The organism is Biomaibacter acetigenes (assembly GCF_003691585.1).
GTDB lineage: Bacteria > Bacillota > Thermosediminibacteria > Thermosediminibacterales > Tepidanaerobacteraceae > Biomaibacter > Biomaibacter acetigenes.
Genome location: NZ_CP033169.1, coordinates 407,550 through 423,968 on the forward strand (window position 1 = coordinate 407,550; position 16,419 = coordinate 423,968).

At 42.7% G+C, this 16,419-nt stretch carries 14 protein-coding genes and 1 pseudogene; 14 read left to right on the forward strand and 1 reads right to left on the reverse strand.

All coding sequences use genetic code 11. From position 1 onward, the window contains the following. Positions 1 to 19 precede the first annotated feature (19 nt). The 5 genes from D2962_RS01950 to D2962_RS01970 all read left to right on the forward strand — a co-directional run bounded on the left by D2962_RS01950 (position 20) and on the right by D2962_RS01970 (position 6,136). Positions 20 to 1,660 carry a carbon starvation CstA family protein gene (locus tag D2962_RS01950; protein ID WP_120767809.1) on the forward strand — a complete coding sequence of 547 codons (1,641 nt, stop codon included), beginning with the start codon at positions 20 to 22 and terminating at the stop codon, positions 1,658 to 1,660. Positions 1,661 to 1,815: 155 nt separating this feature from the next. Continuing rightward, positions 1,816 to 3,543 (forward strand): sensor histidine kinase, encoded by a 1,728-nt coding sequence (locus D2962_RS01955; RefSeq protein WP_174232490.1) that lies wholly within the window; start codon positions 1,816 to 1,818, stop codon positions 3,541 to 3,543. Then, positions 3,515 to 4,279: a LytR/AlgR family response regulator transcription factor gene (locus D2962_RS01960; RefSeq protein WP_120767807.1), complete on the forward strand. Its 765-nt coding sequence runs from the start codon at positions 3,515 to 3,517 to the stop codon at positions 4,277 to 4,279. The genes D2962_RS01955 and D2962_RS01960 overlap by 29 nt, the downstream gene beginning before the upstream one ends. 152 nt (positions 4,280 to 4,431) lie before the next feature. Beyond that, the gene (locus D2962_RS01965; protein WP_122013943.1) at positions 4,432 to 5,865 is read left to right on the forward strand and encodes a carbon starvation CstA family protein; all 1,434 of its coding nucleotides are present in this window, start codon (positions 4,432 to 4,434) and stop codon (positions 5,863 to 5,865) included. A gap of 82 nt (positions 5,866 to 5,947) precedes the next feature. After that, positions 5,948 to 6,136: a ferredoxin gene (locus tag D2962_RS01970; protein ID WP_120767805.1), complete on the forward strand. Its 189-nt coding sequence runs from the start codon at positions 5,948 to 5,950 to the stop codon at positions 6,134 to 6,136. Positions 6,137 to 6,433: 297 nt separating this feature from the next. Here the strand turns inward: D2962_RS01970 and D2962_RS01975 are convergent, their stop codons facing one another. Beyond that, positions 6,434 to 7,207, reverse strand: a complete 774-nt coding sequence (locus D2962_RS01975; RefSeq protein WP_122013944.1) for an IclR family transcriptional regulator — start codon at positions 7,205 to 7,207, stop codon at positions 6,434 to 6,436. Between the two features lie 148 nt (positions 7,208 to 7,355). On the opposite strand from D2962_RS01975, the gene D2962_RS01980 reads away from it, so the two are divergent. The 9 genes and pseudogenes from D2962_RS01980 (at position 7,356) to D2962_RS02015 (ending at position 16,204) form a co-directional block, all read left to right on the forward strand. Then, positions 7,356 to 8,120: a LamB/YcsF family protein gene (locus D2962_RS01980; protein ID WP_122013945.1), complete on the forward strand. Its 765-nt coding sequence runs from the start codon at positions 7,356 to 7,358 to the stop codon at positions 8,118 to 8,120. Positions 8,121 to 8,135: 15 nt separating this feature from the next. Then, positions 8,136 to 8,861 carry a 5-oxoprolinase subunit PxpB gene (pxpB, locus tag D2962_RS01985; RefSeq protein ID WP_122013946.1) on the forward strand — a complete coding sequence of 242 codons (726 nt, stop codon included), beginning with the start codon at positions 8,136 to 8,138 and terminating at the stop codon, positions 8,859 to 8,861. A 29-nt stretch (positions 8,862 to 8,890) separates the two neighbouring features. Then, a complete protein-coding gene (locus D2962_RS01990) occupies positions 8,891 to 9,895 on the forward strand; it encodes a 5-oxoprolinase subunit C family protein (protein WP_122013947.1) in 1,005 nt (334 codons plus the stop codon). 138 nt (positions 9,896 to 10,033) lie between these two features. Then, on the forward strand, positions 10,034 to 11,476 hold the full coding sequence (locus tag D2962_RS01995; protein ID WP_122013948.1) for a sodium:solute symporter family protein: 1,443 nt from the start codon (positions 10,034 to 10,036) through the stop codon (positions 11,474 to 11,476). A 20-nt stretch (positions 11,477 to 11,496) separates the two neighbouring features. After that, positions 11,497 to 11,631, forward strand: a complete 135-nt coding sequence (locus tag D2962_RS18985; RefSeq protein ID WP_281273720.1) for a hypothetical protein — start codon at positions 11,497 to 11,499, stop codon at positions 11,629 to 11,631. 15 nt (positions 11,632 to 11,646) lie between these two features. Continuing rightward, a complete protein-coding gene (gene pcp / locus D2962_RS02000) occupies positions 11,647 to 12,300 on the forward strand; it encodes a pyroglutamyl-peptidase I (RefSeq protein WP_122013949.1) in 654 nt (217 codons plus the stop codon). A gap of 138 nt (positions 12,301 to 12,438) precedes the next feature. Beyond that, positions 12,439 to 13,916, forward strand: a pseudogene (locus tag D2962_RS02005) (IS1182 family transposase). 505 nt (positions 13,917 to 14,421) lie between these two features. Continuing rightward, entirely contained in the window at positions 14,422 to 15,063 is a 642-nt protein-coding gene (locus D2962_RS02010; protein WP_122013950.1) for a bifunctional 2-keto-4-hydroxyglutarate aldolase/2-keto-3-deoxy-6-phosphogluconate aldolase, read from the forward strand. A 115-nt stretch (positions 15,064 to 15,178) separates the two neighbouring features. Continuing rightward, positions 15,179 to 16,204, forward strand: coding sequence for a sugar kinase (locus D2962_RS02015; protein WP_122013951.1), 1,026 nt, complete (start codon positions 15,179 to 15,181; stop codon positions 16,202 to 16,204). The last annotated feature ends 215 nt before the right edge of the window (positions 16,205 to 16,419 follow it).

A 16,419-nucleotide genomic window follows, 5' to 3' on the forward strand; every position in this document is an offset into this window, starting at 1 on the left:
AAGAAAAAGGGGGATAACAATGAGTGGTATAATGTTACTGATTGGTGCAATCATACTTTTCCTGATAGCCTATACAGCGTATGGCGGTTGGCTTGCAAAACAATGGGGCCTTGATATTAAACGTGAAACGCCTGCCCATACCATGTATGATGGAATCGACTATGCTCCTGCAAAAGCACCTGTATTACTGGGCCATCATTTCGCATCCATAGCGGGGGCTGGCCCTATAAATGGCCCCATACAGGCCGCCGTATTCGGGTGGGTACCGGTGGCCCTCTGGATTGTAATAGGCAGCATATTTTTCGGTGCGGCTCATGATTTTGGTTCCTTGATAGCCTCTCTCAGGCATAAGGGAAAATCCATAGGAGATATTATCGAAGTAAATGTAGGTATGACAGGGAAGAGGCTGTTCCTGTTGTTTTCATGGCTGACCCTGGTGCTCATAGTCGCAGCTTTTGCAAATATAGTAGCCGATACATTTGTGTCAACACCGCAGGCGGCCACAGCGTCATTATTATTCATACCCCTGGCGGTGGCTTTTGGTTTCGCCGTATATCGCAGGAACGCGTCTCTTACTGTAAGTACTGTAATAGGTGTTATAATCCTGGCTCTCTGTATTGTCATAGGTTATTACGCACCATTATCCCTTGCAAAAACCACATGGATTTTTATTTTATCTATTTACATTATTGCGGCTTCTGTTATGCCCGTATGGATACTGCTTCAGCCCAGGGATTACCTGAATTCTTTCCTTCTTTACGGCATGATGATCGGTGGCATCGTGGGTATACTGTTGTATAACCCAAATATACAACTGCCGGCGTTCACCAGCTTTAAAGTGGGAACCCAGTACCTGTTCCCGATGCTGTTTGTGACCGTGGCATGCGGTGCCATTTCGGGATTCCATTCCCTGGTAGCATCCGGTACAACTGCAAAGCAGCTTGACAGGGAAGGAGATGCGAAACTTATTGGATACGGTTCCATGCTCATAGAGGGAGTACTGGCGACTATAGCCATAATAACTGCCGCATATCTGGCTAAAGACAAGTTTGCGGCTTTGATGAAGGGTGGTCCCACCAATGTTTTTGCCGATGGCCTTGGTACTTTTATGACAAGTTTCGGGCTTAATTTTACCATAGGCAAGACCTTTGCCGCTCTGGCTGTTTCAGCCTTTGCCATGACAACTCTGGATACTGCCACGAGGCTGGGAAGGTTTGCCTTCCAGGAGTTTTTTGAAAATATTTCAGAAGCAGGTGAAAAGGGGCACGTAGGGAGTCCCGCAGCAAAGTTCTTCGGTGATAGGTTCGTAGCTTCTTTAATAACTGTTGCGGCATCGGTAATCCTGGCTTTCACCAGCTGGAAGGTCATATGGCCCATATTCGGCGCGGCCAACCAGCTTCTGGCGGCTATTGCTTTGCTGGCGGTGGCGGCCTGGCTGGCCAATGCGGGTAAAAACAACAGCATGCTCATCATTCCAATGATATTCATGTTTGCCGTAACCCTGACAGCACTGGGTTTCCTCATCAAGGCCAATGCAGCTACAGGCAATTATCTACTGGTAGTATTTGCGGTGCTGCTGTTCATTCTGGCCATACTTCTCATTATTCAAACCTATGGTGTTTTGACCGGAAAGAATAAAAAAACAACCGTGGGGATGTAAAAATAAACCTATCGAAGCCTGCCGCAGGGCAGGCTTCAGGATTTACAAACGGTGTAATACAATACCCGGATAAAAATGGATTTATTGCTTTTGTCATAATGTGATATATTTAATATAGAAGTTATAATATATGGCGGCTTTCAGGAGATGAAAACATGATTCTTTCTATACTCATAAATCTTGTTAACAGGCTGGGCTTCTTTATAGTGATTGCATACCTGCTGTCAAGAAACAGGCCCTTTAAAAACCTGATACTCAAGAATGAAGTATCCCTGAAAGACAAGCTGATACTTTCGGCAATTTTCGGGGCATTCGGCATCCTGGGCACTTATCTGGGCATACCCATTTACGGTGCCATAGCCAACTCCAGGGCTGTGGGTGTCATTATCGGGGGGCTGCTGGGCGGACCCTTTGTGGGAATCCTGTCCGGTTTTATTGCCGGATTTCATCGCTGGGCCATAGATATAGGCGGATTTACAGCTGTGGCCTGTTCGGTGTCAACCTTTACAGAAGCCACCATAGCGGGATTAATTCATAGAAAATTAAAACACGGCAGAGTGGAATGGACAACAGCTTTTTTGATAGGCGTGGCTCTTGAACTTCTACAAATGGTTATTATTCTCGCTATAGCCAGACCTTTTAATGCGGCTCTGGAACTGGTCAAGGTCATCTGGTTTCCCATGACCGCGGTTAATGCGGCGGGTATAGCCATCTTCATAGTGATTGTGGAAAATATATTCAAGGAGCAGGAAAGGGCGGGAGCTTACCAGGCGCAGCTTGCTCTGGACATAGCCTCGGAGACACTGCCCTACCTTAAACGGGGCATGAATGAACTGTCTGCATATAAAACTGCAAAGATCATCTACGAAAAGGCCGATTTCGATGCGGTGGCAGTAACCGATGAAAAGCAGATTCTTGCCCACATTGGAGCCGGTGAGGACCATCATAAACCAGGGCATAAAGTTCTTACCGAGGCCACCCGCAGGGCTCTGGCCACCGGTGAGTGCCAGGTGGCCTCATCCAGGTCGGAAATAGAATGCCCCGATGAAAATTGCCCGTTGAAATCTGCCGTCATAGTGCCCTTACGGGAAGGGGAAAATGTTATAGGAAGCCTGAAACTGTATAAAAACCGTGAAAATAGCATATCCAGCGTGGATGTCAAGCTTGCGGAAGGACTGGGGCAGCTGTTTTCAACCCAACTGGAACTGGGAAGGGCAGAATATCAGTCCAGACTTCTGGCCAGAGCCGAACTCAAGGCACTTCAGTCTCAGATCAATCCTCATTTTTTATTCAATGCATTAAATACAATCATATCAATTTTGAGAAAGGACCCGGGCAGAGCCCGGGAACTGCTCATAGATTTAAGTGACTTCTTCAGGAAAAACTTGAGCATGAGCCTGGACCTGGTGCCCCTGGAACAGGAAATAGAACATGTAAAGGCGTACCTTGCCATTGAACAGGCGCGCTTCGGCGAAAGATTGAAGGCGATTTTTGAAATACAGGCGGGAATCGACATCCTGGTACCGCCGCTCATCCTGCAGCCTCTGGTGGAAAATGCGATAAAACACGGGCTTTTACCCAAAAAGAACGGAGGGACGGTCCGCATCAGTGCCAGGAATTTAGAAAAAGGTGTAGAAATATCCGTGATAGACGATGGCGTGGGTATGGAAGAAAGCATAGCCGAAAAAGTGCTCTCCCGTTCAGCCTGTCGCGATAAAATAGGTCTTTGCAATGTCAACGGCAGGCTTGAAAGCCTTTACGGCAGCCAAAGCCGTCTTGTCATATCTTCAAAACCGGATATGGGTACGGAAGTGAAATTTTTCATTCCCACGCAAAAAGCAGGGAGGAACGATAGTGGAATTTACAGTGCTGCTGGTAGATGACGAGTCTCCGGCCCGAGAGGAGCTCCGGTATCTGCTGGAATCTTATACTGAAATAAAAATTATCGGTGAGGCTTCCTCAGGGCAGGAAGCCATCGAAAAAATATTGACTTTGAAACCCGATGTTATTTTTCTCGATATCCAGCTTTCCGACATGGATGGGTTTGAGGTGGCCTGGCAAGTATTCTCGGAAGGCGTGACACCGGTGGTGGTATTTGCTACGGCTTATGATGAGTACGCTGTCAGAGCGTTCGAGATAAATGCCCTGGATTACATTTTAAAGCCCTTTTCGGAAAAAAGGCTGGATAAAACCGTAAAAAGGCTCTTCGAGGTATTCGGGGAAAGAAAACAGAAACAGGAATCACTCAAGGTTTCGGAATATCTTCAAAAGACCAGAAAAACAGCCTGCAGCAAGCTTTCACTGTGGAAAAACGACAGGATTTACCTGGTGTGCCCTGAGGAAATATGCTATTGTGAAGCCATCGAAAAGGGAAGCAAAATAAAGACTGAAAAAGGGGAATTTTTGAGCCCCTATACTCTTTCGGAACTGGAGGAAAAGATAGGAAGCCCTGATTTTGTTAGGACCCATAAGAGTTACCTGGTGAATTTTGACAAGGTGAAAGAGATTATCCCGTGGTTTAACGGCACCTTCATCCTGTCCATCAAAGGCTATGAAAAGGATGAGGTCCCGGTCAGCAGGAGGCATGCCAAAGAAATAAGGGAAATGTTTGAAATTTAAGTTTGAGTTTTTACCGTTTAAGATAGTGAAAAGACCGCCCGGGTCTTTTTTTTTGCCTTTCGGCGCAAAAATCGACAATAATGTATGTTTTTGATTTAAAATAAAATTAAGAAAGGTCCGCTTTGGCGGAACTAATAGAAGGGGGTTTTTAAATGTTTTCATTTATAGGTTCCATTATCGTCCTTATACTGGGTTATGTCATTTATGGCGCCCTTGTGGAGAAAGTTTTTGGTGCCGATGAAAATCGAAAGACACCCTGCTATACGGTGGCAGATGGTGTTGACTACGTCCCTATGGATAAGTACCGCAACGCCCTTATCCAGCTATTAAATATCGCAGGCCTGGGGCCTATTTACGGTGCCATTTCCGGGGCGCTGTGGGGACCGGCAGCTTTTATGTGGATAGTGCTCGGAGGCATTTTCGCCGGGGCTGTACACGATTACCTGTCGGGCATGATATCGCTCCGAAATAACGGCGCCAATGTGCCTGAGCTGGCTGCAAAGTATCTTGGCGAAAAGAGCAGGATCATTGTAAACGTATTTGCCGTAGTGCTTCTTGTGCTGGTCGGTGTGGTATTTGTCAGCGGTCCTGCGGGTCTGCTGGCGATTCTTACTCCTGAGGTTTTAACAAAAAATGTGTGGGTATGGATAATTTTTGCCTACTATTTTCTGGCGACACTGCTGCCCATCGACAAGATTATAGGGAGAATTTATCCCATATTTGGAGCCATATTGCTGATAATGGCGATTGGAATCGGGGGATCTTTATTATTTGAAGGTTATAAAATACCGGAACTCACCTTTGCAAATCTTCATCCAAAGGGAGCGCCGCTCTGGCCGCTGCTTTTCATCACCATAGCCTGCGGAGCCATAAGCGGTTTTCATGCCACACAATCACCTATAGTTTCACGCTGCGTAAGAAATGAAAAAGAAGGAAGATTTATTTTCTATGGAATGATGATAGTCGAATCCATAATAGCCCTCATCTGGGCTGCCGCCGCCATGAGCTTCTACGGCGGAACGGCAGGCCTCGCCAAGGCTCTGGCAACTCCTGCAGGCCCCTCAGCGGTGGTAAAGGAAGCATCTTTTGCCATGATGGGAGCTTTTGGAGGAATACTGGCCATACTGGGCGTTGTGGTGCTTCCCATAACTTCAGGCGATACTGCCTTTAGAGCGGCAAGGTACACCATTTCGGAAATGCTTAAACTGGACCAAAAGCCCATTGTGAACAGGTATAAAATAACAATACCGCTGTTTGCTGTTGGTATAATACTTTCTCAAATCAACTTTAACATTCTTTGGAGATACTTTGCATGGTCGAATCAAACGCTGGCTATGATAATGTTGTGGACAGGCGCCGTATATCTTGTAAAAGAAAACAAGCTGCATTGGATTGCCACAATACCTGCTACATTCATGACGGCCGTCAGTGTGACATATATATTCCAGGCGCCGGAGGGCTTCGGCCTTCCCACCTCGGTATCGTATCCCATAGGTATAATGGCCGCCGCTGCAGCATTTATCTACTTTTATAGCAAAACAAGATATTTTAACGGAAAAATAAAAGTAGCGGAGCAAAAAATATAGATAGATTTGAAAAAAACCTTTGCATAAGCCCACCTGATTGTGGTAAAATAGTCAAGGAAAACTTTTTGAGGAGGTTTTATCCTTGAAGGTATATGTAGATCAGGATTTATGTATCAGCTGCGGACTCTGCATCGATACCTGCCCGGCGGTTTTTGACTGGAACGATGACGGTAAAGCTCAATCAACAGTAGACGAAGTGCCCGCCGACGCGGAAGACGAAGCAAGAGAAGCATTGGAGAACTGCCCCTCGGAAGCTATAAAAGAGGAATAACCAAAAAAATTGAGTTTCATCATAACGATGGAACTCAATTTTTTTGTCAACAGGTTGGGGTCAGGCCCTTTTATTGAGCAAATTCCTGGCGACAGTCTATAAAACCCGCATTTCGCACCCTTCCATATGCTGAACCATCAATTTTTACTAAAACGACAAAAATCTCATTCAATAAGATAATGCGAATGTTCCCTAATCGAAGTATAAATCTCCGGTGTTAAACCGACTAAAGAAAGTATCCTACTTCCTGACATTCATTTAGCAGTTGCTCTTTAAATTCTCCGGCATATTGTTTCTTTATCGTTTTTTCTCGATAAAACCTAATTGGTGGGAAATTAACGACGCATATTGTTGTAGCTTTTCTACAAAAAAGTTAATTTTGTCTTCTGTCATACGAAAGATCGGGCCAGCTGCGCTTAATGAAGCAATAATTGAACAGGTTTGGTCATAAATTGGTACGGCAATTTCCATGGAAGTTGGCCATAATTCTTCTTTGCTAATAGAAAATTTGTTTCTACGTATGAAAAGTATTTTTTCCCATATCTCTTCTTTTGACACCGGAGTCTTATCAGTAAACTTCTTTAGTGGTTTATCTAACAAAGAATTTATTTTTTCATCAGCCAAACCAGCAAGCAATACTCGCCCACTTGCCCCAGCATACAAAGGAGCCCGTCTTCCCTTGGCGGTATACAACCGAAATACTTGATCAGGATCAATTTTTTCAATGTAAAGTGCCTCATCTCCGTCTCTTACTACGAGTTGTATTGCTTCATTTATTTGATCTTTTAATTCTTTCATAAACGGAAGAGCGACCTTATTTAATTCAATATTCTCATAAACCTGCATTCCTAATTCAAACAGTTTAATACCCAGTTGATAACGACGATCCGATTCATATTCCTTGCTCCGAGTTACAAAACCACATTTTTCAAGTGCACAAAGTAGACGATATACACTAGCTTTAGGATAACCCGAAAGGCGAGAAAGTTCATTTAGCCCAATAATAGGCCGATCAGTAGTAAAGTAATTTAATAACTTTAAGGCTTTTATAACTGTATTATCACCGCTCATATAAAATCTCCTTTGTTACGAAAATATCAACTATAACAATTTTAACACAAAAAATTTTTTTACGTCTAGAAGGAATTTTACTTAAATATGTAGAATATATTATAAATAAACCAGTGGTCCGAATAGTAAACCAATAGGGGGCGGCGCCTTGAAAATTGATATATGTTGTGATATGGGTGAAAGTTTTGGTAGTTTTCGGGTGGGGATAGACGATGAGGTAGTGAAGTTTATATCTTCAGCTAACATCGCGTGTGGTTTTCATGGTGGGGATCCCATGGTTATTGATAAAACAGTTAAAATTTCTAAAGAACACCATGTAGCTGTTGGAGCTCACCCCGGTTTTCCCGATTTATTAGGGTTCGGCCGGAGAAATATGGATCTTACCCAACAAGAAATAAATAATTATGTAATTTACCAAATTGGTGCTCTTAAAGTTTTTGCAGAAGTTAACGGAATTGCGTTACAACATGTGAAGGCTCATGGGGCACTTTACAATATGGCGGCGGTTAATGAAACAGTTGCCCTTTCTGTGGCCGAAGCCATTGCGTCAGTTGATCCGAATTTAATATGTGTTGGTATGGCAAACACAGCAATGCAACGTGCTGCAGAAAAAGTTGGATTGAGATTTGCATGCGAAGTTTTTGCCGATCGTAACATCAACCCAGATGGGACATTAGTTTCTCGAAAACTTCCCAATGCAATGATTTATGATCATGAGGTAGCTTGTGCCAGAGTACTAAGGATGATCAAGGAAGGAGTTGTTGAAGCTATAGATGGAAGTCTGTTACCAGTAAGAGTAGACACTATTTGTGTTCATGGGGACAATCTGGAAGCGGTAAAATTTGCACAAACTATCAAAACTGCTTTAGAAGAAAATGGTGTGGAGGTTACCCCTATGGGAACTTTCCTCTGATGGGGGCACATAGTTATGTATGAAAAACCTAGGATATTGATGTGCGGTGATAAAGCTATCGTTGTAGAATACGGTAATGAAATTAGCGAAGGATGCAATAAACAAATTATAAGTTTGTACAGGTTTTTGGTTAGAGAAAAAGTGAACGGCATTGTGTCGCTAATCCCTACTTACAGGTCTTTGTTAATAAAATTTGAACCCACACAAATATCCTTTCAACAATTAGAGGATATTCTTAGCCGTTTCAATCCAAAAGAAATTGAAAAAGATTTTAATCCGTTAGTAATAGAAATACCCGTGGCTTATGGAGAAGAATTTGGGCCTGATTTACAGTATGTGGCCGAATTTCACTCTTTGACGAATGAAGAAGTTATTCAAATTCATACAGAACCACTATATCGAATCTATATGTTGGGTTTTATTATAGGGTTTGCTTATTTAGGAAATATGTCTGAAAAAATTGCAACCCCACGCCTTGATAAACCCCGAACGATTATCCCCGCAGGTTCTGTGGGAATTGCTGGTGCGCAAACCGGAATCTACCCTCTTGATAGTCCTGGGGGGTGGCGGTTAATAGGAAAGACACCGGTCAGACTATATGACCCACAAAGAGAAAGACCGATTTTATTTCAAGCCGGTGATTATGTTCGATTTAAGCCAATTAGCCGTGAAGAATTCTTCGAAATTGAAGAAGAGGTTAAAAAAGGATCTTTTCAAGTACGAACCTATCCGTATAGCTAATCTATGAACAGCACAAGTGAGGGATATAATTGAACGTATTCCGAGTAAATCAGCCAGGCATTTTTACCACAATTCAAGACCTTGGTCGTTTTGGATATGAAAATCAAGGGGTGCCGGTTGCCGGAGCAATGGATGAATTTGCGTTTCGAGTTGCAAATATATTAGTTGGTAATAATGAAAACACTCCTGCCTTGGAGATAACTTTATTGGGCCCCACTTTGGAGGTGCTAGAAGATACAATCGTGGCCGTAACTGGTGCTAAAATGACGCCCTTTGTGAATGGAATGAAACGGGATTGTTGGAGTTCCTTCCCTCTTAGAAAGGGTGATATCTTATCTTTTGATTATCCCTCATCAGGCGCCCGTGCGTATCTATCTGTTGCCGGAGGCTTTTTAGGAGAATTTGCATTAGGAAGTTACTCTACATACACCAGGGGAAAAATCGGCGGAATACGTGGGAGACGCCTCGAAAAAGGAGATATTTTATCTTGCAGGTTTCCTCTTCAGTTCCCAAAAACGCAAATAGTACCCAACGAATTGATTCCGGTATATTTATCAGAAGAAGAGGTGCGGGTTATCATCGGTCCTCAACACGATTACTTCTCACATGAAGCAATTGAAAAATTTTTGAACTCTATATTTACGATTACTAAAGATTCGGACCGAATGGGGTATAAATTGGATGGACCGGAAATCAGGGCAACGGGAAAACACGATATTATTACAGATGGATTGGTGCCTGGCGCAATTCAAGTTCCTTCAAATGGTCAGCCCATCATAATGATGAAAGATGCGCAAACTACCGGAGGATATGCAAAAATTGCGGTAACGATTACAGCGGATCTATCTAAACTGGCACAATTAAAACCCGGCGATCGGGTGCGCTTTAAATCAGTTGATATTAAAGAGGCTTATAAGGCATTAAAGGATCAGGAAAGAGTTCTTAAAGAAATCTACCTCCATTTAAGACCAATCAAATTTTATAATCTAAAAATCAATGGTAGAAGTTTTGAGGTTAGTATCTCCCAAATATAAAACTAGTTATGACAAATTATTTCCGGTTACTCCGAATGTTTTAATGTTAAATAAACTGAGGAGGTGAAGGCCTATGGGTGCGTAACAATTGATGATCTTATTAAGATGCTTTAATTTCAAAAAAGGGGGCATGGAAACATGATTAACTGGACTAACACTATCATCATTGGCGCATTTATATTGGCTAATAGTGCTGTGGGTTATTACTTTGGAAAAAAACAAACTCAAACAAGTGAAGACTTTACCGTTGGCGGACGTAAAATGGGAACAGCTTTTTTATCTGCAGTCCTTATTGCCACTTGGGCTAGCAGCTATACCATTTTGGCCTGTGCAGAAACAAGTTATTTGAACGGTATTAGTGGCACTATTTGGTACGCTTTTGCTGTTGCTTTCCCTATCTTGTTTTATGTATTCCCCATGCGTCTGGCAAAAAAAATTCGACAGGTTATACCGGAAGGGCATACCGTAGTAGAGTTCATTTCAATGCGATTTGACAATAAAATGCAACAACTGGCGCTTATTGTGATTCTTCTTGGAAGTGTTGTGGAAATTGTTGCCCAAATTTATGGGCTTGCACTTGTCTTTTTCCCATTTTTGGGAATCCCTATTAATATTAGCATATGGATTATCGGTTTTGCTTTTATTGTATATGTTTCCACCGGTGGTCAATGGTCGGTGGCTATAACCAGTTTCTTACTTCTGATTGTTATCTGTATCTCCTTGCTTTTGACAATCTTCTCCGGTATGTCCGTAGTTGGCAGCCCGGCAGCCATTGCTACAGCTCTCCCTGCTACTCATCATAACTTCTTTCAGTGGGGACTTTCCAGCATGATTAACTTCTTCCTGGCACTTACTGCTTTGACTCTTACAGAGCCCGTAATCTGGCAGCAAATTTTTTCAGGAAAAAATGATAGAGTAGTTGAGACTTCAACAAAGGTTATGGCTTTAGGATGGGCTCCCCTAGCCTTAGGCGGTGGTGTTATTGGTTTAATGGCAGCTAAGTATTATGGGGTTGGGAAGTTAGCTAATCCCGCTTCTGCCTCAGTGCAATTTGTGAATGACGCTTTGCCTTCTTGGATTGGCGTGATCTTCATGATTGGTTTGACTGCTGTAATTTTGTCGACCGCAGCTAGCTATCTTTCTTCGGCAGTATCTATTGCTGTGGTTGATATTTTGAAAAAATATTTTAGACCTAATGCAACCTCCGAACAACAACTTCGTTTTGCTCGTTGGGCAACGGTTGTTATGGGTGTTGCTTCCATCTTGATTGCTTCTTATGCCCGCTCAATGGTAGAATTGTTGGTTATCCAATCAACTTTTAAAGTATCCATTCTATTCCCCTTGATTTACGGACTTTATGTTAGCAAAGAAAAGTTCACTCCCAATGGTGCATTCATTGGCACTTTAGTAGGACTTGTTGCTGCGATGCTGGTTTATGCTACAAAATTTACCCCGTTTTCATGGATGGGCTTCGATCTATTTGCTACACTATCCGCCTTGTTCCTATCAGTTATATTTTCTTTGATTGTGTCCATAATGGAATGCTCCAGCGGAAAATCAATCGGTCAAAAAATCTCTTAAACGAAGGGGAGGTATGAACAATGACGCAACCCGTATGGTTCTTGGGAACAACCGCTTTTTATGCAGTGGTTATATTAAGTTTGATTGGTGCGTCTGGAGTAGCCTTGTATCTATCAATTGTCGGATGGATTGAACGTAAAGAGTTACTTAAGTAAATTGGGGGATAGATAATGAATAAGATCATTTTACTAACCGGATTCGAACCATTTGGTGGGGATTCGATAAACCCTTCGCTAGAAATTGCGAAGAATCTTCAAGGAAAAGATTTTGATGGATTTATCGTTAAGGCGTTGGAGGTTCCTGTTCGTGATACAAAATGTTTAAATGTAATGGAAAATGCGATCAAAGAATATCAACCGTCAGTTATTATAAGTGTAGGGTTGGCATGGGGAAGGTCAGCAATTTCATTGGAGAGGATCGGCATCAATACAAGAGATTATCCAATTCCTGACAATGATGGCCAGCAACCGATCAATCAGCCGATCGATCCTGAGGGGCCTGCAGCTTATTTTTCAACATTACCGATTCGAGCTATTGTTAAGGAACTCCGTGATAGTGGCATCCCTGCCTATATTTCCAACACAGCAGGGACCTATTTGTGCAATCAAGTTATGTACGGGACTTTAAACTACATTACAAAAAATCAACTGCCTATTAAATCTGGTTTTATTCATATACCATATCTTTCTTCCCAGATTGCACAAAAAGGAGAAATAATCCCATCTTTGCCATTTGAGACATTAGTAAATTCAATTGAAATAGCAATAAAAACCTCAATTAGGCAACAAGAAGACATTCTGTTAATAGCAGGTGCGGTAAATTGATATGATCTGAAGAGGCAATAGCCTCTTCACAGACTGTCGACAAAGTAGCTGTCGACAGTCTTTTTTGTAAAAAGGGTATAAAAATGATCATTTTTATAGTAAAATTAAAGAAATAAAAACATACGGTGGGGCGATGAAATGTTAACGAAGAAAAGACGAGAAATAATAGAGCAGATAGAATTAGTAAGCATTGATAGCTTAGTACCTAAAGACCATCTCCTCAGGACAATAGAAGAAAGCATCAACTTTAACTTCATATATAACGAAGTAAAAGACCTATACAGCGAAAATACAGGCAGACCCAGCATTGATCCAGTGGTATTAATAAAACTGCTCATGCTCCAAGCACTGTATGGAATCCGCTCTATGCGCCAAACCATCAAAGAAGCAGAAGTCAATATGGCTTACCGCTGGTTTCTAGGATATGGGCTCCAAGAAAAAATACCTCACTTCTCGACTTTTGGAAAAAACTATGAACGGCGGTTTAAAGAAAGCGATCTATTTGAAAAGATATTCGAACGAATATTAAAAGAAGCCATAGAGTGCGGGTTTATCAAAGAAGACGCGGTATTTATCGATGCCACCCACATAAAAGCCAGTGCCAATAAGAATAAATACATAGAGAAAGTTGCAAAAAAGCAGGTACAAAAATACAAGAAAGAACTTTTAAAAGAAATCAACGCCGAAAGAGAAGCCAACGGCAAAGAACCGTTTGAAGAAGATGACGATGAAGCTAGCGGCGATGCCGAAGGAGGAAACAGCTCCACCAACGGAAAACGAGTAAAGATAAGCACCACCGATCCTGAAAGCGGCATATTCCAAAAAGGAGAAAAAGAGCGCTGCTTTGCCTACACGGCTTCTGTAGCCTGCGACCGCAACAACTTCATCCTTGGCTTCAAAATAGCACCTGGAAATGTACACGACAGCCAGGTATTCTCCGATCTTTTTCAAGAAGTAAACGATAAATTTCCCGAAATAAAAGCAGTAGTGGTTGATGCAGGCTACAAGACCCCGGCATATGCAGAGAAATCATTGAAGCGGAAATACTTCCTGTCATGCCATATAAAAGGCCAATGACCAAAGATGGCTACTTTAAAAAGAGAGAATACGTATATGACGAATATTATGACTGCTACATATGCCCTAACAACCAAGTATTAAAATACAGCACCACCAACCGGTCAGGATACCGGGAATACAAGAGCGATCCACAAATATGCCGGGAATGCCCCATGCGTTTGAGATGCACACAGAGCAAAAACTACACGAAAGTGGTAACCCGGCACATATGGGAGCACTATGTGGAAATAGCAGAAGATATAAGGCACACCGAATTAGGCAAAGAATTATACAAGATGCGCTGCCAGACCATCGAGCGGGTATTTGCCGATGCCAAAGAAAAGCATGGTATGCGTTATACGAATCTAAGAGGCTTGAGCAAAGTAGGACATTATCTCACGCTTCTTTTCGCATGCATGAATTTAAAAAAGCTGGCCATGTGGAAGAGAAAACGTGGGATGTTTCCACCGGCAGCCCCTGCTTTGCATTCATTTTTCTTTATGATTTTAAAATTTTTTGCTTCAAATAAAAAACCGCTTTTAGGTTGTGCGTTCTAAAAGCGGTTTTTGTCTACAAGCTGAGCTACGGAAACCGTAGCTTATTTTTTCAGTCTTTTTTGCTTCATCAATCGCTTTAATAAAAATTTTAAAAGTTACTACCTACATTTCGCACCCTTCCATATAATGGACCAACAATTTTTACCAAGTGAAATATAGTTACCTAAGTTGTTCCCATATGGCGGAGATAACCGGTGCTGGGCCTGCGTTAAATATTTTCATTTTGTTTATCATAACATCACCAGTTATCATAATACAACAATTCTGATAAAAGTACAAGTCTATTTCTTTCCAATTGAGAGGTTTTATGAAAAAAGTTTTTTGAAGGGAATTCTCTTTAAAAAAATATCTGTTAGGAATTCAAAGGGGTGCGAAAAGTGTGATAAAAAGTTGCATGAAAAGTTATAGAAATAAGTCCGTTTAAAGAAGGAATATTATGTTTCATGTAGAATATATATATTAATTGCGAAACGTAGTATCATAATATGAAACAAGGAGGATTTTTATGGATAAGTTAAAAGTTATGCAGCGCATCATGGACTGCGGCATTGTGGCCGTGGTCAGGGCCGACTCTCCCGATCAGGCGCTGAAAATCGCCGATGCCGTAAAAGCCGGTGGGGTGGAAGCCATTGAAATAACTATGACGGTGCCTGGAGCCATTGATGTAATAAGGGAACTCAAGAAGGCTTATCCGAAGGGAGAGATACTCATCGGGGCAGGCACGGTGCTGGACCCGGAGACCGCCAGGGCTGCCATGCTGGCAGGAGCCGAGTTTTTTGTAAGCCCCTACTTTAACCCCGAGATGGTAAAGCTGTGCAACAGGTATCAAAAAGTTACCATGCCGGGAGCCATGTCTATAAAGGAAGTGGTGGAGGTCATGGAATCCGGTGCTGATTTTGTAAAACTATTCCCCGGCAGCGCTTTTGGGCCTTCCATGGTTAAGGCCATCATGGGACCGCTTCCCTATGCTCCCATTATTCCCACCGGCGGTGTGAGCCTTGAAAATGTAGGCGAGTGGATTAAAGCAGGATGTGTGGCCGTCGGCGTCGGTGGAGAGCTCACCAAAGGAGCAAAGAAAGGAAACTATGAAGAAGTCCAGGAGACCGCCAGGAAGTTCGTGGAAGCCATAAAAGAGGCACGCAATTAATTTGAGGTTCGAAGTTCGAGATTCGAGGTTAGATTTAGCAGGATATGGCAAGGTCAAATCCCTGGAAATTCAAGCTGAATTACATTAAAAATAATTTTGAAAGGAGAGCGTTGCTATGCCCAATAAAATAGTTACTTTTGGTGAAATCATGCTGCGGCTTACACCACCAAATTACCTCAGGTTTGTGCAGGCCGATTCCTTTGATGTGACTTACGGCGGTGGAGAGGCCAATGTGGCGGTATCTCTTGCCAACTACGGTGAAGATGCCTACTTTGTGACAAAGGTGCCGGACAATCCCATCGGACAGTCGGCCATAAACCACCTTCGCCGCTATGGTGTGCATACCGATTATGTGGTGAAAGGTGGAGAGAGGCTGGGCATCTACTTCAACGAAATTGGCGCATCTCAGAGGCCATCTCTGGTGGTCTACGACCGGAGCCATTCGGCCATAGCGGAATCCAGCCCCTCGGATTTTAATTGGGAAAAGATTCTAGCAGGAGCAAAGTGGTTCCACTTCACAGGCATAACCCCTGCTCTTGGGGACAATACCGCCCAGGCGTGCCTTGATGCTGTCAAAACCGCTAAAAATCTGGGCGTTACCGTGAGCTGCGATCTCAACTACAGGAAGAAGCTCTGGTCCACCGAAAAGGCCGGTAAGGTAATGACAGGCCTTATGGAATACGTGGATGTAGCCATCGGCAATGAGGAAGATGCCGAGAAAGTATTTAATATAAAGGCTGGGACCTCCGATGTGACCAAAGGAGAGCTCAGCGAAGAAGGTTATAAAGACGTGGCAAGGCAGCTCCAGGAGAAGTTCTCTCTGAAAGGCGTGGCTATAACCTTAAGGGAAAGCTTCTCGGCTTTCGACAACGGCTGGTCAGCCCTCTATTACGATGGTAAAGAATACTACAAGTCCAGAAGATACCAGATTCACATTGTTGACCGCGTGGGCGGCGGCGATTCCTTCGGTGGCGGATTAATCTATGCCCTGTGCAATGGTTATGCTCCCCAGGATGCGGTGGAATTTGCCGTGGCGGCATCCTGCCTGAAACATTCCATCGTCGGCGACTTCAACCATGTGACATTGAAAGAAGTTCAGACCCTGGCCAAAGGCGACGCCTCCGGCAGGGTGCAGAGGTAAATAAGAAATTAGATAGAATTATAACGCGGGAAGGACTTGTATAGGCCTTCCTTTTTTTTAACTAGATTGATTATGAGTTAAACATGATGAATTATGATTTTAGCCTTACCGCATATGGCGCAGCACTTTTTTTATTTTATTTTTTTTGTTAAAAAAATTTTAAGATTAAGCAGGAATTTTAAAATTAACATCGAATATATATTATAAAAATGACA

Bases quoted from the DNA above. Each gene is read 5' to 3' on its own strand.
- D2962_RS01975 (WP_122013944.1), bottom strand. From the start codon at position 7,207: ATGAGCGGTGATAATACAGTTATAAAAGCCTTAAAGTTATTAAATTAC.
- D2962_RS01995 (WP_122013948.1), top strand. From the start codon at position 10,034: ATGATTAACTGGACTAACACTATCATCATTGGCGCATTTATATTGGCT.
- D2962_RS01955 (WP_174232490.1), top strand. From the start codon at position 1,816: ATGATTCTTTCTATACTCATAAATCTTGTTAACAGGCTGGGCTTCTTT.
- D2962_RS02015 (WP_122013951.1), top strand. From the start codon at position 15,179: ATGCCCAATAAAATAGTTACTTTTGGTGAAATCATGCTGCGGCTTACA.
- D2962_RS01950 (WP_120767809.1), top strand. From the start codon at position 20: ATGAGTGGTATAATGTTACTGATTGGTGCAATCATACTTTTCCTGATA.
- pcp (WP_122013949.1), top strand. From the start codon at position 11,647: ATGAATAAGATCATTTTACTAACCGGATTCGAACCATTTGGTGGGGAT.
- D2962_RS01965 (WP_122013943.1), top strand. From the start codon at position 4,432: ATGTTTTCATTTATAGGTTCCATTATCGTCCTTATACTGGGTTATGTC.
- pxpB (WP_122013946.1), top strand. From the start codon at position 8,136: ATGTATGAAAAACCTAGGATATTGATGTGCGGTGATAAAGCTATCGTT.
- D2962_RS18985 (WP_281273720.1), top strand. From the start codon at position 11,497: ATGACGCAACCCGTATGGTTCTTGGGAACAACCGCTTTTTATGCAGTG.
- D2962_RS02010 (WP_122013950.1), top strand. From the start codon at position 14,422: ATGGATAAGTTAAAAGTTATGCAGCGCATCATGGACTGCGGCATTGTG.